Source organism: Mycolicibacter icosiumassiliensis (genome assembly GCF_900078685.2).
GTDB classification, from domain to species: Bacteria; Actinomycetota; Actinomycetes; order Mycobacteriales; family Mycobacteriaceae; genus Mycobacterium; species Mycobacterium icosiumassiliensis.
The window spans coordinates 580,103-600,380 of sequence record NZ_LT546166.1 but is presented as its reverse complement, the minus strand read 5'-3'; the positions used below and the strand labels follow the sequence as shown (position 1 = coordinate 600,380).

20 protein-coding genes are annotated in these 20,278 nt (G+C 68.7%); 10 read left to right on the top strand and 10 right to left on the bottom strand.

Translation table 11 applies throughout. The annotated features are described in order from the left end of the window. Window positions 1–11 precede the first annotated feature (11 nt). Together BN4346_RS26515 and BN4346_RS26510 are read right to left on the bottom strand one after the other, a co-directional pair. On the bottom strand, window positions 12–980 hold the full coding sequence (locus tag BN4346_RS26515; protein ID WP_096867449.1) for a 4-(cytidine 5'-diphospho)-2-C-methyl-D-erythritol kinase: 969 nt from the start codon (window positions 978–980) through the stop codon (window positions 12–14). A 59-nt stretch (window positions 981–1,039) separates the two neighbouring features. Beyond that, entirely contained in the window at window positions 1,040–2,506 is a 1,467-nt protein-coding gene (locus BN4346_RS26510) for a PE-PPE domain-containing protein (protein WP_067968074.1), read from the bottom strand. 152 nt (window positions 2,507–2,658) lie between these two features. Between BN4346_RS26510 and BN4346_RS26505 the strand changes: the two genes are divergently transcribed. Then, window positions 2,659–3,498, top strand: a complete 840-nt coding sequence (locus tag BN4346_RS26505; RefSeq protein WP_067968071.1) for a serine/threonine-protein kinase — start codon at window positions 2,659–2,661, stop codon at window positions 3,496–3,498. On the opposite strand, the gene rsmA is transcribed toward BN4346_RS26505, so the two are convergent. The 3 genes from rsmA to BN4346_RS26490 form a co-directional block, all read right to left on the bottom strand. Beyond that, the gene (rsmA, locus tag BN4346_RS26500) at window positions 3,414–4,364 is read right to left on the bottom strand and encodes a 16S rRNA (adenine(1518)-N(6)/adenine(1519)-N(6))-dimethyltransferase RsmA (RefSeq protein WP_067968162.1); all 951 of its coding nucleotides are present in this window, start codon (window positions 4,362–4,364) and stop codon (window positions 3,414–3,416) included. The genes BN4346_RS26505 and rsmA overlap by 85 nt on opposite strands. Then, complete coding sequence (locus BN4346_RS26495) at window positions 4,337–5,341, bottom strand: resuscitation-promoting factor (RefSeq protein WP_078058436.1); 1,005 nt, start codon at window positions 5,339–5,341, stop codon at window positions 4,337–4,339. Before BN4346_RS26495 ends, rsmA begins: the two co-directional genes overlap by 28 nt. A gap of 120 nt (window positions 5,342–5,461) precedes the next feature. Beyond that, window positions 5,462–6,241 carry a TatD family hydrolase gene (locus BN4346_RS26490; protein ID WP_208863212.1) on the bottom strand — a complete coding sequence of 260 codons (780 nt, stop codon included), beginning with the start codon at window positions 6,239–6,241 and terminating at the stop codon, window positions 5,462–5,464. 18 nt (window positions 6,242–6,259) lie between these two features. Here BN4346_RS26490 and metG point away from each other — a divergent pair, with 18 nt between their 5' ends. From metG to BN4346_RS26470, 4 genes are all read left to right on the top strand, one after another. Further along, complete coding sequence (gene metG, locus BN4346_RS26485; RefSeq protein WP_067968061.1) at window positions 6,260–7,810, top strand: methionine--tRNA ligase; 1,551 nt, start codon at window positions 6,260–6,262, stop codon at window positions 7,808–7,810. Between the two features lie 85 nt (window positions 7,811–7,895). Further along, window positions 7,896–9,059, top strand: a complete 1,164-nt coding sequence (locus BN4346_RS26480) for an NAD(P)/FAD-dependent oxidoreductase (RefSeq protein ID WP_067968055.1) — start codon at window positions 7,896–7,898, stop codon at window positions 9,057–9,059. Between the two features lie 5 nt (window positions 9,060–9,064). Further along, the gene (locus BN4346_RS26475; protein ID WP_067968052.1) at window positions 9,065–9,985 is read left to right on the top strand and encodes an RNA polymerase sigma-70 factor; all 921 of its coding nucleotides are present in this window, start codon (window positions 9,065–9,067) and stop codon (window positions 9,983–9,985) included. Window positions 9,986–9,997: 12 nt separating this feature from the next. Beyond that, the gene (locus BN4346_RS26470) at window positions 9,998–11,302 is read left to right on the top strand and encodes an aminodeoxychorismate synthase component I (protein ID WP_067968049.1); all 1,305 of its coding nucleotides are present in this window, start codon (window positions 9,998–10,000) and stop codon (window positions 11,300–11,302) included. 99 nt (window positions 11,303–11,401) lie between these two features. Here BN4346_RS26470 and rsmI read toward each other — a convergent pair whose 3' ends face one another. Next, the gene (rsmI, locus tag BN4346_RS26465; RefSeq protein ID WP_067968046.1) at window positions 11,402–12,238 is read right to left on the bottom strand and encodes a 16S rRNA (cytidine(1402)-2'-O)-methyltransferase; all 837 of its coding nucleotides are present in this window, start codon (window positions 12,236–12,238) and stop codon (window positions 11,402–11,404) included. Between the two features lie 24 nt (window positions 12,239–12,262). Here rsmI and BN4346_RS26460 point away from each other — a divergent pair, with 24 nt between their 5' ends. Beyond that, window positions 12,263–13,822 (top strand): dolichyl-phosphate-mannose--protein mannosyltransferase, encoded by a 1,560-nt coding sequence (locus BN4346_RS26460; RefSeq protein ID WP_067968043.1) that lies wholly within the window; start codon window positions 12,263–12,265, stop codon window positions 13,820–13,822. A gap of 56 nt (window positions 13,823–13,878) precedes the next feature. Further along, window positions 13,879–14,478: an alpha-ketoglutarate-dependent dioxygenase AlkB gene (locus BN4346_RS26455; protein WP_067968040.1), complete on the top strand. Its 600-nt coding sequence runs from the start codon at window positions 13,879–13,881 to the stop codon at window positions 14,476–14,478. 18 nt (window positions 14,479–14,496) lie between these two features. Here BN4346_RS26455 and BN4346_RS26450 read toward each other — a convergent pair whose 3' ends face one another. Then, window positions 14,497–15,153 (bottom strand): DUF5642 family protein, encoded by a 657-nt coding sequence (locus tag BN4346_RS26450; protein ID WP_067968038.1) that lies wholly within the window; start codon window positions 15,151–15,153, stop codon window positions 14,497–14,499. A gap of 42 nt (window positions 15,154–15,195) precedes the next feature. Beyond that, window positions 15,196–16,221 (bottom strand): GNAT family N-acetyltransferase, encoded by a 1,026-nt coding sequence (locus BN4346_RS26445; protein WP_067968034.1) that lies wholly within the window; start codon window positions 16,219–16,221, stop codon window positions 15,196–15,198. A gap of 156 nt (window positions 16,222–16,377) precedes the next feature. Here BN4346_RS26445 and gdhA point away from each other — a divergent pair, with 156 nt between their 5' ends. Both gdhA and BN4346_RS26435 read left to right on the top strand, forming a co-directional pair. Next, a complete protein-coding gene (gene gdhA, locus BN4346_RS26440; protein WP_067968031.1) occupies window positions 16,378–17,727 on the top strand; it encodes an NADP-specific glutamate dehydrogenase in 1,350 nt (449 codons plus the stop codon). Window positions 17,728–17,817: 90 nt separating this feature from the next. Next, window positions 17,818–18,147, top strand: a complete 330-nt coding sequence (locus tag BN4346_RS26435) for a DUF732 domain-containing protein (protein ID WP_067968030.1) — start codon at window positions 17,818–17,820, stop codon at window positions 18,145–18,147. 9 nt (window positions 18,148–18,156) lie between these two features. Here BN4346_RS26435 and BN4346_RS26430 read toward each other — a convergent pair whose 3' ends face one another. Then, the gene (locus tag BN4346_RS26430; protein ID WP_067968027.1) at window positions 18,157–18,606 is read right to left on the bottom strand and encodes an SRPBCC family protein; all 450 of its coding nucleotides are present in this window, start codon (window positions 18,604–18,606) and stop codon (window positions 18,157–18,159) included. 39 nt (window positions 18,607–18,645) lie between these two features. Here BN4346_RS26430 and BN4346_RS26425 point away from each other — a divergent pair, with 39 nt between their 5' ends. Then, entirely contained in the window at window positions 18,646–19,257 is a 612-nt protein-coding gene (locus BN4346_RS26425) for a TetR family transcriptional regulator (protein ID WP_067968024.1), read from the top strand. Here BN4346_RS26425 and BN4346_RS26420 read toward each other — a convergent pair. Then, window positions 19,210–20,262, bottom strand: a complete 1,053-nt coding sequence (locus BN4346_RS26420) for an EcsC family protein (protein ID WP_154677542.1) — start codon at window positions 20,260–20,262, stop codon at window positions 19,210–19,212. The genes BN4346_RS26425 and BN4346_RS26420 overlap by 48 nt on opposite strands. Window positions 20,263–20,278 lie beyond the last annotated feature (16 nt).

Genomic DNA, 20,278 nt, shown 5'->3' with positions numbered 1-20,278 from the left:
CGGGGTGTTGGTCAGGCCCCACTGACCGACGACGGCACCACCCGGGCACCGTAGACCGGGCCGCTGGCGACCCGCACTGCCCGTCCCGCGCCGAGCGCCGACAGCTCGACGGCGACGTCGGCCGCCGAGTCCGCCGACCGGCACAGGAACGCGCACGTCGGTCCGGAGCCGGACACCATACCGGCCAGGGCGCCCGCCTCCACGCCGGCCCGCAAGGTGCGGCGCAGGCCAGGGTTGAGGCTGACCGCCGCCGCCTGCAGGTCGTTGCCGAGCAGTCCGGCCAGCCGTTGCGGGTCGCCGGCGGCCAACGCGGCCAGCACCGGCTCGGGGTCGCCCGATTCCGGTAGCTTGCGCCCGGTGTCGCGCAGCCGGTCCAGTTCATCGAAGACTGCCGGCGTCGAAAGCCCGCGGTCGGCGAACGCCAGCACCCAGTGGAACGTCTCGCGGGTGAGCACCGTCGCCAGTTCCTCGCCGCGGCCGGTGCCCAACGCCGTGCCGCCGTGCAGAGCGAACGGCACGTCACTGCCCAGCCGGGCGGCCAGGGCGTGCAGGTCGCGACGCGGCACGCCCAGCTCCCACAGCACGTTCATGCCGACCAGCACCGCCGCGGCATCGGCGCTGCCGCCGGCCATGCCGCCGGCCACCGGAATGGACTTGTCGATGCTGATCGCCACATCCGGAGCCCGGCCCACATACTCGGCCATCAGCTCGGCGGCCTGCCATGCCAGGTTGCGCTCATCGGCGGGCAGCACATCGGCACCCTCGCCGCTGACCCGCAACGACAGCACGTCGGCGTCGCGGACGGTCACCTCGTCGACCAACGAAACCGCGTGGAAGACGGTGGTCAACTCGTGGTAGCCGTCATCGCGACGGTCACCGACGGCCAGGTAGAGGTTGAGCTTGCCCGGTACCCGCACGGTCACCGAACCGGTCGGGGACCACTCGGTGGCGGTATTGCCGTCGGATGCGGTCACGCCGATGAGACTATCGGTCCACGGCGGCCTAGCACCCGGGCTCCGGCCTGGCGAACCCCTACCGATCAGGAGAACAGGTTGGAGAAGTCGGAGCTGATCGAGCTCAGCGCACTGCTCATCACCATGAACTCGAACCCGGCCGCCATAGTGACCAGCCCGGTGGCGGCCGCCATCGGCATCCCGATCGCATTCAGCAGATCACCCGACATCAGTTCGTTGGCGAACAGGCTCGCGGTGTAGGCCGGCAGCGTGGAGACCAGCGAATTGATGATGTCGGCGGTGGGCAGCAGCGTGGCGTACAAGCTCGCCGAGGCACTGGTGAAGGTGTTGACGACGTCCATCAGGCTCGGCAGGCTGAAGTCCGCCGGACCGCCTCCGTCCAGGCCGAACAAGTCTGTCGCGCTGCCGGACCCGAGGTTCTGCAGATCGGCGATGAAGTCGTTCCAACCCTGCTCGGCACCGTTGCCCAGGGCGGTGAGCACGTCCATCGGGTTGACGTCGGGGAACACCCCGAACGGCGTGGAGACATTCGCCGGCCCCTGGTCCCAGCCGTGCTCGATGTTGCCATAGCCAAGGTTGACCAGTACCCGCAGGGCCGGCTGCAGCAGGTCGGCGAATGCGTTGCCGAATGCGTTGCCGCGCAACAGCTCCAACAGTGGCAGGTTCTCGGTGGGGATCATGAAGTACTGATTGTGGCCGGTGTAGTCGCCGGAGGTGTCCAACTCGATGGCCGTCGCCAGCTGGGCGTCGGTCAACGACGGGTAGCCGCCGTGAACGAACATGATGCCCAGGAAGGCGTTGATGTCCGCCAGGAAGTTCAGCGGGTACTTCGGGAAGTCAGCGAAGCCGTCGTACTCCCGGATGTAGTTGGCTGTCTCCCAAGGCGTGTCAGACGGGGCGCCCCCGCTGAACGTGACACCGAGGGCAGGCAGGCTCAGCGGAACACCGGGAACATCGAAGCGGGACAACAAGCCACCGTTGGGGTTGGACGGGCTGCCCAGCGACACGAAGGACAGCTGGTCGGCGGTGGGGCGCTCATCCTCGGGCAGGGTCATCAGCTGGTCCATCACCAGCGCATTGATGACACTACTCTGCGAATAGCCCAGTACGACAAGGTCATTGCCCTTGCCAATCTCGTTCATGATGGTCTGGTACAAGATGGTGGAGCCCTGCTGCAGCGAGGTGTCCAGCGGCAGTGTCTTCACGCCGGTCAGCGGGTAAAGGCCCTCGGGGGTGAACAGCGGATTGGTGGCGTCCACCTGGAAGGTCGGCTGCCCCTCGAACTTCGGGGTCGCCGGCGAGATGAATCGATCGCTAAGGGCGGTCATGTACTGCGGCGGCGGGATCGGGAGCCCGCTGCCGCCCATGATCCACGACTCGGTGTCCAGCAGGGTCGTCTGAGCGATCACAGTCTTGGCGGTCGCGGCCAGCCCGGGCGCTACCGCGGGTGCGACACCCAGCGCGGCAATGGCGGCCAGGGTCAACGGCACCGCTCCGAAGGAACTCAGGTTGCGATGGGACAGAGTTGTCATGGCGGCCTCCCGGGTGAAGTTATGGCGTCGATTATCACCTCGCACCAGCGAAATGTCATCGATTTATAGCTATTCAATCATGTTGTTCTCAGTTTGCTGCGATGCGCCCCCTAACCACACCGAAGACCGCTCCGGCGCCATAGCCTGGGCCCATGACTGGAGCCGGCGTCGACTACGGCGGCTACCTGATCGACCGCGAGGTCGGGCGCGGCGGGCACGCGGGCGTGTATCGGGCACATCACCGCAACACCCCAGCCGTCGCCGTGGCACTGAAGGTCCTCGACCAGTCGCACCGCTCCCCCGCCGAGCAGGACAGGCTAGACCGGGAGTTCGCGTTCGCACGCGCCCTCAACCACCCCAACATCGTCGAGGTGTACCGACACGGGTCGTTCTGGCTGGCGATGCAGTACGTCGACGGCGGCAAGGCGACCGGCCTGCGTGCACTCGAGGATCGCCTGGCCGCGCTGAGCCAGATCGCCGCCGCACTCGACTACACCCACCGACGCGGCATCGTGCACAGTGACGTCAAGCCGGCCAACATCCTGATCCACGCGGACTTCGGCCGGGCCGGGGCGGTGCTCACCGATTTCGGGGCGGCCCACGCCGTCGTCGAAGACGTGTGGCACCGGCCCCGACATTCCGGAAACCCCGAAGTCTCGTTGCCCTATACCGCGCCGGAAATCCTGCAGGGCAAGGCCCCGTCGGCAGCCACCGACGAATACGCCCTGGCCTGCACGGCGGTCGAACTGCTCACCGGAGCGCCGCCCTTCCCCGCCCAGAGCGCAGCCGATCTGGCCGAGGCGCACCTGCGGCTGCTACCGCCACCGCTGTCCGGCACGCTCGGTCCGGCAGCGCGGGCGGCCGATGTGGTGGTGCAGCGTGCGCTGGCGAAGTTTCCGGCGCGCCGCTACGAGTCCTGCACAGATTTCGTCGCGGAGTTGTCCCGCGCACTGCTGTCGCATGCTGGGCCTCCCAAGCCTGCCGATACCTGAAGCAGGCGCACGAAGTCGGCGATCGCCAGTGTCTCGCCGCGGCTCATCGGATCGATGCCGGCCGCCGCCAACAGCTCGGCAGACCGCGCGCCCGATCCCGCCCAGTCAGCGAATGCATTGCGAATAGTCTTGCGGCGCTGGGCAAACGCGACGTCGATCAGAGTGAAGACCTGCCGGCGAAACGCGTCGTCGACCGGCCACGGCGCGGCGTCGTACCGGTCGATGCGCACCAGCCCGGAATTCACCCGCGGTACCGGCCAGAACACGCTCGGCGGTACCGTGCCGCAGCGGCGCACCGCACCGAAGAACCGCGCCTTGACGCTGGGCACCCCGTAGTCCTTGCCGCCCGGCTCGGCGGCCAGTCGCTCGGCCACCTCCAGCTGCACCATGACCGTCACCGTGCGGATGGAGTCGAACTCCGACAACAGGTGCAGCAACGCCGGGACCGCGACGTTGTAGGGCAGATTTGCCACCACCGCCGTCGGGGCGGTCGCCACCTCGTCGCGGCGCAGGGTCAAGACATCGGCGCCGAGCACCTGCAACCGGGCTGCGTCCGCCGGTGCGTGTTCGGTGATGGTCTGCGGCAACCGGGCGGCCAGCACCGGATCCTTCTCGACGGCGATCACCGTCGGGCCGTGCTCGAGCAGCGCCAGGGTCAACGAGCCCAGTCCAGGCCCGACCTCGAGGACATGATCGGCGGCGGTGATACCGGCGCCGTCCACAATCCGGCGCACCGTGTTCGCGTCGTGAACGAAGTTCTGCCCCAGCGATTTCCGGGGCCGCAGGTCGAGTTCGCTTGCCAGGGCCCTGATGTCACCGGCCCCGAGTAGCCCGATGGTCAGCGCCGCCCGCTGCACACCGGCCAGGCGCCCCAGCCCTGGCGGGCCTGGGTGACCTCCGCGATCGCGATCTGCTCTTCGCGGGTCGCCATGTCCGCGCGCGGGGCGTATTTCAGGCCGCCGTTGGCCACCCACGTGCCGTAGTCGAACTGGACGCCGCCGTAGAAGCCGTTGCCGGTGTTGATCGCCCAGTTTCCGTGCGATTCACAGTTGGCGATGCGGTCCCAGGCAGCTCCGTACACCGACGGCGGCACCTCGGTGCCGGGCTTGGCACCGACTCGCAGCACCGAGTCGCGGGCCGGGGCCACCACCGCGTTGGCGACCGGCAGGCGGCCGGTCTCGGCGCCGTTGACGGTGGCCACCGAGTAGGTCACGTCCTGGGTCCGCGTCACCTGGATCGCCATGCCCTCGGTGACCGGGGTCGACGCCGCCGGGATGACCTTGTCGGCCTGCTCCAGCGGGGCGCCGTCGGCGGCCAGCAGTTCGGCGACATTGGGCGCGGCCAGGTGCACGGTGCGGACCACGCCACCGTCGTCGATCGTGACGGTCTTGGCGCTGACGACCGGCAGCGCCATTCCGGCAAGCGGGACCCGGCTGCCGCGCGACGCCGCGGCGGGGGCGGTGTCGGTCATCGACAGCTGGGCCAGCGCCTCATCCACCGAGAGCGCCGTCGTCCACACCTGCTGGGGCTCGCGACCGTCCAGGGACACCTGCAGCGGCCGGCCGCGGCGGACCAGGATGGTGTCGGAGTCGCGCACCGGCGCGGAGCGCGCGGGGCTCACGTCGTCGCGCTCACCGAGGTCGAAGCCGTTCTCGGAGACGACGTCGATCACCCGCGACCGCATAGTGGTGACGGTGATCGGGGTTCCGTCGACGTCCAGCGTCACGGTCTTGGCGCTGGCGACCGCGAAGCCGCCGGCGAAGGTCAGCACCAGTAGTAAAGCGCCGACCAGAAGCCGCAGCATCGGCGATGGCGCCTGATGCAGTCTGGTCAAAGCGTTCAAGGCAGAAAACCTAACGACGTTGATGGCAAAGCAATGGGGCCCTCGCGGTACCCCAGGTTCGGTAACGGAACGGTAACGAACCTGCCGGCGGTCGGCAACCGAATGTGACCTGCTCGACCTTCAGTCCAGCCCATACACTCGCCGGGCGTTGCGGTTCGTTACCTGCGCCAGTTCGGCTGCCGATGTTCCCAACAGCTCGGCCAGCGCTCTGACAGTGTATGGCAGACAGTAGGGCTCGTTGGGTGAACCGCGGTACGGATGCGGAGTCAAAAATGGCGCGTCGGTCTCCACCAGCAGCTGCGCATCCGGAATCAATGCGGCGGCTTCCCGCAGGTCACGGGCATTTTTGAAGCTGACCGTGCCGGACAGACTCAATATCCAGCCGGCGTCGATGCATGTGTGAGCCATCTCGGGGCCCGACGAGAAACAGTGGAAGATCACCGTCTCGGGAGCACCTTCGGCGCGCAAGACATCGAGCACGGCGGCGTCGGCGTCGCGATTGTGGATCATCAGCGGTTTGCCCGTGCGCTTGGCCAGGTCGATATGCCAGGCGAAGGCCTCGCGCTGGGTCTGTGGGTCCGCACAACCCTCCAGGCGCCCCGGCCAATACAGGTCCATGCCGGTCTCCCCGATCGCCACCACCCGGCGATGGGCGGCCAGCGCCTCGATCTCGGTGCGGGCGGTGTCGGTCAAGGTGCCGGCCCGGGTGGGATGCAGTGCGACCGCCGCGTGCACCCGATCGTCCACCCCGACCGCGGCGGCCCGGTCCATGATCGCGCGCACCGACGAGGCATCGGAGCCGCCGCAGGCGTCCAGGTGGGTATGGGCGTCGACCAGCGGACTCAGCTCCTGCGGCGCGGGCGGCGGAGTTTTGCCTGATCGTTTCGAGCTCACCCGCACACAATAAGGTGGCGGGTGATGACAACGTCCCAGCCTTTCTACGTCACCACCGCGATCACCTACCCCAACGGTGACCCGCACATCGGCCACGCCTACGAGTACGTCGCCACCGACGCGATCGCCCGGTTCCACCGACTCGACGGGTTCGACGTGCGGTACCTGACCGGCACCGACGAGCACGGGCTGAAGATGGCCGAGACCGCCGCCGCCGAAGGCATCGGAACCGCGGACCTGGCGCGGCGCAACTCCGATGTGTTCCAGCGGCTACAGGAAAAGCTCAACATCTCCTTCGACCGGTTCATCCGCACCACCGACGCCGACCACCTGGAGGCCTCCAAGGCGATCTGGCAGCGCATGGTCGACGCCGGCGACATCTACCCCGGCGCCTACTCCGGCTGGTATTCGGTGCGCGACGAGCGATTCTTCACCGAGGGCGAGACCCAGCTGAAGGACGACGGGTCACGGGTGGCGGCCGAAACCGGAGCGCCGGTCACCTGGACCGAGGAGCAGACCTTCTTCTTTCGGCTCTCGGCCTATGCCGACCGGCTGCTGGCGCACTATGCGGCGAACCCGGACTTCATCGCTCCCGACGTGCGCCGCAACGAGGTGGTCAGCTTCGTCTCCGGCGGGCTGCGGGATCTGTCGATCTCGCGCACCTCGTTCGACTGGGGCGTACCGGTGCCCGGACATCCCGACCACGTCATGTACGTCTGGGTGGACGCGCTGACCAACTACCTGACCGGGGTCGGCTACCCCGACACCGACTCGGAATCGTTCCGCCGGTACTGGCCCGCCGATCTGCACATGATCGGCAAGGACATCATCCGGTTCCACACCGTGTACTGGCCCGCCTTCCTGATGTCGGCCGGAATTGAGTTGCCGCGCCGGGTGTTCGCCCACGGATTCCTGCTCAACAGCGGCGAGAAGATGAGCAAGTCGGTAGGCAACGTGATCGACCCGGTCGAGTTCGTCGACAAATACGGGGTCGACCAGGTGCGCTACTTCCTGCTGCGCGAGATCCCGTTCGGCCAGGACGGCAGCATCTCCGATGAGGCGATGATCGGGCGCATCAACGCCGACCTGGCCAACGAGCTGGGCAACCTGGCGCAGCGCTCGCTGTCGATGGTGGCCAAGAACCTCGACGGGGTAGTGCCCGAGCCGACCGCCCCGGCCGCTGACGGCGACGAACTGCTGGCGTTGGCCGACGCGCTGCTGGAGAAGATGCGGTCGGCGTTCGGCACGCAGTCCATGCACCTGGGCCTGGAGGCGATCTGGCAGATGCTGGGCGCGGCCAACCGTTACTTCTCGGCCAACGAGCCGTGGAAGCTGGCCAAGAGCGAGTCGGCGGCAGATCAGGCCCGCTTCGGCACCGTTCTGTACACCACGCTGGAGGTGGTGCGGATCGCGGCGCTGTTGGTGCAACCGGTGATGCCCGAATCGGCGGGCAAGCTGCTGGACCTGCTGGGTCAGACCAGCGAGCAGCGGATGTTCACCGCCGTGCCCAAGCGCCTGGCGCCGGGTCTGACGCTGCCGGCGCCGTCCGGGGTGTTTCCGCGCTACCAGCCCTGACGCCGGGTGACGCGGGTCACAAGCTGTCACATCTCGTAGGCGCGCGGTGTCTTGAGGGCATAACCCCAAGAGACAGGAGCACCTCATGGCCCGCATCCAGGTCGTCATCATCGGCGGCGGCTACGCCGGCACCATGGCAGCCAACCGGCTGCTGGTACGCCCAGACATCGACGTCACGCTGGTCAATCCCCGACCGGCGTTCGTCGAACGGATCCGGTTGCACCAGCATGTGGCCGGCACCTACCGGGCCGACCGGGACTACGGCGATCTGCTCGGCGATGGCGTCCGGCTGATCGTCGACACCGCCGACCGGATCGACGCCGCCGACCGTCGCATCCAGCTGTCCTCCGGCACCACGCTGCGCTACGACTACCTCATCTACGCGGTGGGCAGTACCGGCGCGATCAGTCCAGCGGTTCCCGGTGCCGCCGAATTCGCCTATTCCATCTGTGAATTCGAGTCCGCGTCCCGGCTGCTGGCTCGGCTCGGCGAGGTGGCAGCGGACGCCCCGGTGACGGTGGTAGGCGGTGGCCTGACCGGGATCGAAGCGGCCGCTGAACTGGCCGGGCAGGGTCGGCCGGTGACCCTGGTCTGCGGCGAGATGCTGGGACCGTCACTGCATGCGGCGGGCCGGCGCTCGGTGGCCAAGGCGCTGGGCAAGCTGGGTGTCGACGTGCGCGAGGCCGCGGTCGTCGCCGAGGTGCGCGCCGACACTCTGGTGTTGCGCGACGGCACCGTGCTGCCCAGCGCGGTGACGGTCTGGACGGCGGGCTTCGGCGTCCCGGACCTGGCCGCCGCCAGTGGACTGGCCACCGACCCGTTGGGCCGGCTGCTCACCGACGAGACCCTGACCAGCATCGACAATCCGTGGATCATGGCGGCCGGCGACGCGGTGGCGCCGTCGGGCCGGCCGCTGCGGATGAGCTGCCAGGCCGCGATCCCGCTGGGCGCGCAGGCCGCCGACACCGTGTTGGCCCGCATCGCCGGCACCTCACCGGTGGCGCTGGACCAGGCGTTCACCGGCCAGTGCATCAGCGTGGGCCGAAAAGCGGCCACCATCCAGCTGGCCCGCCGCGACGACACCCCGGTCAAGGCGTTCGTCGGCGGACGGCTGGCCGCGAAGGTCAAGGAGGCGATCTGCCGGGCCACTGTCTGGGGCATTCGCCGCGAGGGGACCAAGCCCGGCTCGTACCGTTGGCTCAAGGGCGGCGCGCGAGCCGCGGCAACCGAGCAGGAGGCGGCGGTGTGAGAAGTGTGGGGACACCTCCCGCTTGCGGGGGACACGCCGAACGGTTCACCGAACTCCGGCCGCTGCTGTTCACCATCGCCTACGAGATCCTGGGCTCGGCAACCGAATCCGATGACGTCCTGCAGGACAGCTACCTGCGTTGGGCCGAAGTGGATCTGGCTGAAGTCCGGGACGTCAAGGCGTACTTGGCCAGCCTGGTCACCCGTCAGGCACTCAACGCGCTGCGGGCCGGCGCGCGGCGCCGCGAGGAGTACGTCGGGCCATGGCTGCCCGAGCCGCTGCTGCTCACCGAGCACGATCCCTCGGCCGATGTCGTACTGGCCGAATCGGTCTCGATGGCGATGCTGGTGGTGCTCGAGACCCTGCGCCCCGAGGAGCGGGCCGTGTTCGTGCTGCGAGAAGTGTTCGGCTTCGACTACGACGAGATCGCGGCCGCGGTCGGCAAATCGGCGGCCGCGGCCCGTCAGGTCGCGCACCGGGCTCGCAACCACGTCCAGGCTCGGCGGCCGCGGTACACCCCGATCGATCCGCAGGAGAGCGCGCGGGTCACCGCCGAGTTCATGACCGCGGCGGCGGGCGGCGACCTCACCACCGTGTTGTCGATGCTGGCACCCGACGTGGTGTGGACCGCCGACAGCGGCGGCAAGGCCAGCGCGGCCCGGCGGCCGGTCGTCGGCGCCGACAAGGTCGCCCGCACGGTCATCGGACTGCTGCGGCAGGGTGCACAGCTGCCCGACGTCCGGGTAGACATGGGGATCTGCAACTGGGCGCCCGCGGTGCTGATCTACAGCGCCGACCGCCTGGAGGGCGTGTTCACCGTCGAGATCGTCGACGGGCTGATCACGAACTTCTACGCGATGCGCAACCCGGACAAGCTGGCGGCGGTGGCCGCCGCCCGCGAGATCACCCGAGGCGCAGACGTCTGACAAGCTAGTGCCGTGCGGATCGAGCGGCTCGGCGACTTGGGGGCAGCCCCACAGGTGCTGCGCGCGGTCGGCGATGCCACCGACCGGCATGGGCTGCCGTCGCCGGCCGCACTGACCGGCGAGTGGTTCGGATCCCGAGCGGTGATCGCGCCCAGCGTGGCCGTTGAGCCGGTGAGCCCCAGCGAGGTGTTTGATGTCCCCGGCGGTTCAGCGAGGCTCGACGGAGGAGAGGCGAAGCTGGGACCGCCGTATGTCCCCGCCGATGGTGCGCAATCCGGCGCGGTGGGTGGCGGCTGGATCGGGTATCTGTCCTATCCCGACGCCGGCGCCGACGGCCTGGGTCCCCGCATTCCGGAGGCTGCCGGCGGCTGGACCGACTGCGTGCTGCGTCAGGACAACACCGACGGGCAGTGGTGGTTCGAAAGCTTGTCCGGCGCGGCAATGCCGGGCTGGCTGGCCGAGGCGCTGACGACTCCCGCCCCGGCTCGGGGCTGGCGCATCTACTGGCAGACCCCGGACCGGCAGGCGCACCGCGCCGGGGTGCTGGCCTGCCTGGAGGCCATCCGGTCCGGTGAGGTGTATCAGGCCTGCGTGTGCACCCGCTTCACCGGGACCGTCACCGGCGCCCCGCTGGACTTCTTCGCCGACGCGGCGGCGCGCACCGGGCCCGCGCGTGCGGCCTATGTCGCGGGCGACTGGGGCGCGGTGGCCTCGCTGTCGCCGGAGCTGTTCCTGCGCCGCCGCGGCCAGGTCGTGGCCTCCAGCCCGATCAAGGGCACCCTGCCGCTGTACGCCCGCCCGTCGGCGCTGCGTGCTTCGACCAAGGACGTCGCGGAGAACATCATGATCGTGGACCTGGTCCGCAACGACCTGGGCCGAGTGGCGATCACCGGCACGGTCACCGTGCCCGAACTGTTGGCGGTGCGGCCCGCCCCGGGGGTGTGGCATCTGGTGTCGACGGTGTCGGCCCGGGTGCCCGAGCAGCTGGCCATGGCGGAGTTGCTGGATGCGACGTTCCCGCCCGCGTCGGTGACCGGAACCCCCAAACACCGTGCTCGCCAGTTGCTTTCGGAGTGGGAGCTGTCGCGCCGCGGCGCTTACTGCGGCACGGTGGGGTTGGCCTCGCCGGTGGCCGGCTGTGAACTCAACGTCGCGATCCGCACCGTGGAGTTCGACGCCACCGGTGGCGCGGTGTTGGGGGTCGGCGGCGGTATCACCGCGGACTCCGACGTCGACGCCGAGTGGCAGGAGTGCCTGCACAAGGCTGCCCCGATCGTCGCCGACGGCCAGTCCCAGGTTCGCAGCACCGCGTCGTAGGTCCGTTACGCGGTGACGCCGCGGCGCGGCATCAACAGTGCCAGCACCAGCGCCACGATCACCAACGCCGGCACGTCGCCGGACCGAATCCGATATCCCCTACTGCCGCGAGCGCAGCACCGCGTCATAAAGCTCGCGTCGCGACACCGCGGCCGGCACGTCGGCAATCACCTGCGCACAGGCGTCCTTGACTCGCATGCCCTCGCCCGCCAGCCGGTTCACCTCGTCCACCAACGTCGCCAAGTCGGCGCGCGGGGTCGCCCCGGCCAGCACCACGGTGATCTCCCCCAGCACACCGTCGACGGCCCAGTCGGCCAGCTCGGCCAGCGTCCCGCGCAGCACCTCTTCGTGAGTCTTGGTCAGCTCCCGACAGACCACTGCGCGGCGCTGGCCGCCGAGTTCGTCGACCGCGTCGCGTAGGCAGTCGGCCAACCGCCGCGGCGACTCGAAGAACACACAGGTACGCCGTTCGTCGGCCAGGGCGGCCAGCCACGCCCGTCGCGCCGCCTGCTTGCGGGGCGCAAAGCCCTCGAAGCAGAACCGCTCCGAGGCCAGCCCGGACAGCGCCAGTGCGGTCGTCACCGCCGACGGGCCGGGCAGGCAGGTCACCGGCAGCCCGGCCTCGGCGCAGGCGGACACCAGGCGGTAGCCCGGGTCGCTGATCAGCGGCATCCCGGCGTCGCTGACCACCAGCACGGTGGCCCCGGCCTCGATGTCGGCAAGCAGTGTCGGCACTCGCGTTGCCTCGTTGGCGTCGAACAGACTGACCACTCGGCCGGCGATCTGCACGTCGAGGGACTTGGCCAGCGTCCGGACCCGCCGGGTGTCCTCGGCGGCCACGACGTCGGCGGTGCTCAGCGCTTCGACCAGGCGCGACGACGCGTCGGCGGGCTGACCCAGCGGGGTGGCACCCAGCAGCAATCGACCATCGGGCATGGCGCACAGCCTACGATCGTCGGAATGAGCGCTCCGACCGCTACCAGGCCCGCGGCCGCGCCGGAGTGCACTGCTCCGGTGATCAGCCCTGGGCTGCTGGTGCCGGTCGCCGATTTCGGGCCGACCGACCGGGCCCGAGGCTGGGCGGTCACCGCGGCGGTGACGCTGTTGGCCGCGGTGACCCGGTTCTCGAACCTCTACACGCCGACCGACGCCGGCACCCCGATCTTCGACGAGAAGCACTACGCGCCGCAGGCCTGGCAGATGCTGCACAACCACGGCGTCGAAGACAATCCCGGCTACGGCCTGGTGGTGCACCCGCCGGTGGGCAAGCAGCTGATCGCGATCGGTGAGGCGCTGTTCGGCTACAACGGGCTGGGCTGGCGGTTCACCAGCGCCCTTCTCGGGGTGCTGGCGATAGCGCTGCTGGTGCGGATCGTGCGTCGGATGACCCGCTCGACGCTGGCCGGCGGGATCGCCGGGCTGCTGCTGGTGGGCGACGGGGTCAGCTTCGTCGCGGCGCGCACGGCGTTGTTGGACGGCTTCCTGACGTTCTTCGTGGTGGCCGCGTTCGGCGCGCTGATCGTCGACCGCGACCAGGTGCGAATGCGAATGCACACCGTACTGACCGACGGCCGCTGCGGCGCGACGCCCTGGGGCCCGCGACTGGGGGTGCGCTGGTGGCGCTTCGGCGCCGGGGTGCTGCTCGGATTGGCCTGCGCCACCAAATGGTCCGGCCTGTACTTCGTGGTGTCCTTCGGCGCGATGTCGCTGGCGTTCGACGTGGCCGCCCGCCGGCAGTACCGAGTGCGGCGGCCGTGGCTGGGGACGCTGCGCCGCGACGTCGGCCCCACCGTCTACGCGATGGTCCTCATCCCGTTCGGGGTGTACCTGGCGTCGTATGCGCCGTGGTTCGCCTCCGAGACCGGCGTGGACCGGCATGAGGCCGGCCAGTCGATCGGGTTTCAGAGTCGGTTCCCGATGCCCGATGCACTGCGCTCGCTGTGGCACTACACCTACCAGGCGTATCACTTCCATGCCGGACTGACGAATGCCGCCGGCAACCACCACCCCTGGGAGTCCAAGCCGTGGACGTGGCCGATGTCGCTGCGCCCGGTGCTCTATGCGATCGACCAGCACGACGTTCCCGGCTGCGGCGCGCAGTCCTGCGTCAAGGCGGTGATGCTGGTGGGCACGCCGGCGATGTGGTGGCTGGCCGTCCCGGTGCTGGGCTACGCGGTGTGGCGCTCCCTGGTGCGCCACGATTGGCGCTACGCCGCGGCCCTGGTGGGCTACTGCGCGGGCTGGCTGCCGTGGTTCGCCGACATCGGGCGGCAGATGTACTTCTTCTACGCGGTGCCGATGGCGCCGTTCCTGGCGATGCTGCTGGCCCTGATCTGCGTCGACATCGTCAACGACGGGAGAACCCGTACCGAGGAGCGCTGGGCGCTCGGGCTGCTCGCGGTGTCTTGCTACGTGGCTTTAGTGCTGACCAATTTCGCCTGGCTGTATCCGATTCTGACCGGGGTGCCGATCTCGCCGGCCACCTGGAACATGGAGATCTGGCTGCCCAGCTGGTCCTAGCCGGCGCCACAGCAGCAATCTCAACCAATCGAACGGATGTGCGATAAGCTGGGTGCGTGGCGATACCGGTACAGGAGTCGCTGTTCGACCTCAGCGAACGCCGACAGCTCGGTGACGGCGCCTGGCTCGACGTTCGTCCGGGCTGGCTGGCCGAGGAAAGCAGCGAACTGGTGAGCGAGCTGCAGTCGGTCATTCCCTGGCGTGCTGAGCGCCGCCGGATGTATGACCGGGTGCTTGATGTCCCGCGACTGGTCAGCTTCCACGACCTGGCGACCGGAGATGCGCCGCACCCGGTGATCGCCAAGCTGCGCCGCCGGCTCAATGACATCTACGCCGGGGAACTCGGCGAGCCGTTCACCACGGCCGGGCTGTGCCTGTACCGCCACGGGGGCGACAGCGTGGCCTGGCACGGCGACACCATCGGCCGCGGCGCCAGCCAGGACACCATGGTCGCGATCGTCAGCGTCGGCGCCACCCGCACGCTGGCCCTGCGGCCGCGCGGCGGCGGGCAGGCCCTGCGATTGGCACAGCACCACGGCGATCTGGTGGTGATGGGGGGCTCGTGTCAGCGGACGTGGGAGCACTCGATTCCCAAGACGGCCACGCCCACCGGCCCGCGGATCAGCATTCAGTTCCGCCCGCGCGGCGTGCGATAGCCGAAACGGACAGATTCGCTAGTTCCGGATCGCTTCGACCGCGGCCACCAACAGCTCGCGGGCCCGGGCGGTGTCGACCGGGGCGATGGGCTCGCCCGGCCGCACCAGGGGGTTGGCGGTGACCAGCACCTGGTAGGGCCCGAAGTAGGCCGAGTAGTTGTACAGCTCACCCACGCGGGACTTGCCGCCGGCGACGGCCTCGATCACCCGGTGCACGCCCATCGTCTTCACCCCGTCGATGTGCGGCACGTCGACGGTTTCGATCAAGCCGCGCATCGCGCCCCCGGAGAAGCCGATCCGCCGGCAGGTGCGGCCCGGCTCATTGACCGGAACCGGCTCGGAGGTCTCCAGGGCGATGGTGATGAACCGGTTGCCCTGGCCTTCGGCGGCGACGGCGGCCATGTTGCCCTGCACACCCTGAGGCAGCTGCTGGCTGATGGCGAACTTCGAGCAGTCGGGCGGATCGAAGGTCAGACCCGGGGGCAGCGCGGTGCCCGCCAGGAGTTTCGGGTCGATCCCGGTGCGCGTGATGTCTTTGACCTCGTATTCCGGGCCGAAGGACGACTTGAGCTCGACCACCTTGTTGATGTCGGCGGACACCTCGGCGGGGCTGGAGCTGCAAGCGGCGAGCAGGCAGACGCAGCCGATGGCCAGTACCGCGCGAAGGGTCAACATCGCAGCCAATTTACCCAACGCGACCTGCGCCGTTGGCGGCGGTTACCCCACGGCTTGGATCGCTTGGCGGCCAACCTCTTTGATCTGATCGGCGGTCGCCCGGTCGAACGGCAGCTGGTCGTCGCCGGGCACGTCGAGGACGGTGGTGACCACGCCCGGGTCGTCGCGCTCCCAGTAGGCGCCCAGATGATCGAGGATGGCGCGCATGGGCGCGTTCTCCGAGAGCACCCGCGCGGTGAACTTCTCGATGCCCTCGAGCCGGGCGATCACGGCCACCGCCCCCATCAGGTAGGTGCCGATGCCGCGGCCCTGGTAGCTGTCGCCGACGATGAAGGCGATCTCGGCGAAGGTCGGATTTTCGGGGTCGCGGACGAATCGCCCGTCGGCGACGAAGGAGCCGTCGAGCTCGGTGATCACCCACACGAAGTGGTCGACGTAGTCGACCTCGAACAGGTAGTGCATCAGCGCCGGGCTCGGGGTCCGGGTGGTCTGGAACCGCCGGTAGAGCGTCTCGCCGGAGAATTCGACGTGGCCCGTGACGGTTCGCGCGCTGTCGCCGGGCAGCACCGGCCGCAGCAACAGTTCGGTGCCGTCGCGGGCCTGGATCGGCACGGCGGTGAGGTAGGCGGCCAGGCGCTGGCGGGCGATGCGCACCAGCCGCCCCATGACCTCGGGGATGCGCACCATCTCGTGGAAGGCCTGCTCGTCACCGATCCAGCCGGTCAACGGCGTCGCGGTGGTGACCGTGGCGGTTCGCCGACCCTTACGCAGCAGCGCGATCTCCCCGACCACCATGCCGGCTGTCACCTCGTTGACAGCCACGGCGCCGTCGTCGCCGACATGCTTCACCTGGGCTGATCCCGACGAAATCAGCAGGAAAGACAGTGCCTGCTCGCCTTGCCGCATCAGTTCGGCACCCGCTGGAGCTTGCAGCGGCCGCAACCCGGTGGCCAGCGGCGCCAAATCGGCCGCGGAGCATCCGGCGAAGATCTCCATTTCCGCGAGGTCAGCGGCGAGTTGCGCTCCCTCGGATGCTGCGGTAATCGGGTCCCGCCGCGACATCGCCATCGAAGTGCTCCGCCCCTTGTCCGCCAATCAAGGTTAACCGGTGCCCCGCGAATGTTAATGATTTAACAATGACGTAACGGCCAGGATTCGGCGTTAGCGATTAAGGCCGCTAGCCTGTGCCCGCGACAGCGACACGCGAGGAAGAGATCACACACTATGACAGAACTGAATCCGAAGCTGCACGACATCTACGACGAGGTGCTGCGGCGTAACCCCGGTGAGGCCGAGTTCCATCAGGCAGTCTTCGAGGTGCTCAGCAGCCTCGGCCCGGTGGTGACCAAGCACCCCGAGTACGTAGACAGCGCCGTCATCCGGCGGATGTGCGAGCCCGAGCGCCAGATCATTTTCCGGGTGCCGTGGCTGGACGACAACGGCGACGTGCAGATCAACCGTGGTTTCCGGGTGGAATTCAACTCGGCCCTGGGCCCCTACAAGGGCGGCCTGCGGTTCCACCCGTCGGTGTACCTGGGCATCATCAAGTTCCTCGGCTTCGAGCAGATCTTCAAGAACTCCCTGACCGGCCTGCCTATCGGCGGCGGCAAGGGCGGATCGGACTTCGACCCCAAGGGCCGCTCCGACAACGAGATCATGCGGTTCTGCCAGTCCTTCATGACCGAGCTCTACCGCCACCTGGGCGAGTACACCGACGTCCCGGCCGGTGACATCGGCGTGGGCGGTCGCGAGATCGGCTACCTGTTCGGCCAGTACAAGCGCATCACCAACCGCTACGAGTCGGGCGTGCTGACCGGCAAGGGCCTGAGCTGGGGCGGGTCGCAGGTCCGCACCGAGGCGACCGGTTACGGCGCGGTGTTCTTCGCCGACGAGATCCTCAAGACCTCCAAGGACTCCTTCGAGGGCAAGCGGGCCGTGGTGTCCGGTTCGGGCAACGTGGCGATCTACGCCATCGAGAAGATCCACCAGCTCGGCGGCACCGTGGTGGCGGCTTCAGACTCCAGTGGCTACATCGTCGACGAGAAGGGCATCGACCTGGAGCTGCTCAAGGAGATCAAAGAGGTCAAGCGCGACCGGATCGAGGCCTACGCCAAGGCCCGCGGCGGGGCGACGCAGTTCGTCAGCGACGGCTCCATCTGGGACGTGGCCTGCCAGATCGCGGTGCCCTCGGCCACCCAGAACGAGCTGGACGGCAACCACGCCGCCACGCTGGCCCGCAACGGCTGCAAGATCGTCGCCGAAGGTGCCAACATGCCGTGCACCCCGGAGGCCGTCAAGCTGTTCGGTGAGGCCGGGGTGACCGTTGCCCCGGGCAAGGCGGCCAACGCCGGTGGTGTGGCCACCAGCGCCCTGGAGATGCAGCAGAACGCTTCGCGGGACTCGTGGAGCTTCGAGTACACCGAGCAGCGTCTGGCCGCGATCATGCAGAGCATCCACCACCGCTGCCTGGTCACCGCCGACGAGTACGGCGCGCCCGGCAACTACGTGCTGGGCGCCAACATCGCCGGCTTCATCCAGGTCGCCGACGCGATGACCGCGCTGGGCCTGATCTAACACCTGTTCACTCTGCGGCTACCAGGCGGTGCTCTCGCACTTTTGCCCGGTAGCCGCAGAGTGAACGTGTTATCGCTTAGCATCGCCGGTATGAATCGGATTCTGGGTGCAGCCGTGTTCGTCGGGAGCGCCGCCATCGCCCTGCTCGGCAGCGCACCGGCCTACGCCGACGACGCCAGCTACCTCGCCGCCCTGGACGCCAACGGCGTCTTTAAGTCCGGTCCGCCCAACGCGCGCCTGTCGGCCGGGCACCGGTTCTGCAGCCAATTGCGCAGCGGCTCCTCGGTCGACCAGGTCGTCGACGATTACGTGCGTCGACCGTCATTCGGTGGGCCGTCCATGGTCGACGATCTGACCGTCAACCTGCGCCCGGTGATCGACATCGCGCAGCACGAACTGTGCCCTGACACCCTGCACTGATTCGTCGGCCTAGACGGCCTGGCGTTCGGCGGCGGCGAGGAGCTTGCCAGTCAGCGTCCCGAGCACCACGCGCAGGACTAGCCAGTAGGCCATACCCACTGCGCGCCAACGTGTCTCGTACCGGCCGCGCCACGTCACCTGAGTCCCGTCGACGTCCTCGACAAACGTCACCTCAGCTTGATAGTCGCGGATCGGACCGTCGGTGAGCATGGTGTAGCCGTGCCGGCCCGGCGGCTCGTGGATAGTGACCATCTCGCGGGTCGGCCGTTTGCGCCGCCCGACGGCGCGGATCGCGCCCACTCCGACATCGCCGGCCGGACTCAACGACTCCCATGTCGAGTACGGGATCAACGGCGCGGCCCACTTCGACCACCGCGCACCGTCGGCGACGAGCGCGAACAGGGTCTGCGGCGAGGCCGTGGTGCGACTCGAGATGACGCATTCGTAGCGGTGAACCATGGCGACACGTTAACAGAACGTCGTTCTATTATAGCGATCGTGTCCGTAACCCCTCCCCTGCCGTTCACGCGCGCCCGCAACGAGACGCAGCGCCAGGACCGGTTGGCGCAACTCACCACCGCCACCCGCGAGCTGCTGACCCACACCCGGGCCACCGCACTGACCCTGGGCGACGTCGCGGCGGCGGCCGGTCTGGCGAAGTCAGGCATCCTGCGCTACGCCGGGTCGCGTGAGGCGCTGCTGCTGCGGGTGATGCATGCCGAGCATCTGGCCTGGATCGACGCGCTGGCCGGCGAACTGCCCAGCACCGCCCCGGCACCAGCGCTGGCTCACACCCTCGCCGCGCGCCCCGTCCTGTGCGACCTCATCGCGGCATCACCCGCGCTGATCGCCAAGCTCAGCGGTGAGGAGATGCGCGCCCTGACAGCCCAGGCGAACGATGCGCAACGGCGCCTCGGCGCGGCCCTGCGGCCCTCGCTGCCGCTCACCGCCGATCAGCTCAGCACGCTGACCGCGGCGGTGCATGCGTTCACCGGCACCGCGTGGGCCTGGACGAACCCGGGCTCGATCCAGCCGTTGGTCACCGACTTCGAGTCGACCGTTCTACGACTGCTGGAGGTCTTCATCGCCGGGCTGCTGTCCACGAGCTGACGAGTCAACGATCTCGTCAACCAGCGGGATGTCGACGTCACCGCCGGAAGCCACCACCGGCGCCCACTGGCCGGCATCCAGGTCGTACTTTTCGGTGAGGAAGCGCAGCCGATAGGCCTGTCGGGAGCGTTCGAACGTTCGCTGCGCGATGCGGGCGTTGAGTCCGCCGTTCACCACCGCACCTAAGATCGGGACCGCCTGCGCCAGCTTGCGTTTGGCCAGCCGGAATCCCAGCGCCATGGACACCTGCTGAAGCACGTTATCCGCTTGCTGCGGCTGCAGTTGGTGCCACGATGCCTGACGCATCATCTGCTGGGTCAGTCGCGACAGCGCCGCCAAGGCGGCAGCCTTCTCCGCGGAGTTGCCGGCGGCGGAATAGGCGATCACCCCCGAGGCGAACGCCTGCTCGTCCGGCTCGCGAACGTCGTAACCGTAATGCGCCGCAACCAAAGCCACGATGCGGCCCATCCCGACCAGCACCGCGGTCACATCGGCCACGACGGCCGAGGCGGCGACCGGCAATGTCGTGCCGCCGGTGACCGCGCTGGACACCGCCGAACCCGTCACCGCCAACGACGACGCCGCCCCTTCGGCCAGGGCCAAGGCGACATAGCGATCCTTGCGGCGCGGCACCGAGCGATCGCAGAGCTTCAGGTCGAGGCATTTGACCTCGCCGTAGGACTGCACCGCGACGCCTTCATCGGCGAACATCGCAAAAACGTTGGCCGGCTTGACCGAATTGAGCCCTCGCTCGACCAGGACCGAGTGCAGGGTTTCCAGGGCCTTGGTGGTGAGCTCGTCTACCTTGCCGATGGCCGCCGCAGCGCCGGGAACTTGTTCGACCCCGGAGCGGACTTGGGAAACGACATCTTTGGCGCGATCGGTGATGCCTTGGCTGAGGCCTTCGAACCAGCCGGGCGATTCGGGGGCGGTGGCCGCGTCCAGCAGCGTGTCCCATTCCTTGCGCTCGTAGCAGGACATGCCCGGCCGATCAGACTGAGCCACGTGGAAATCCTACCGC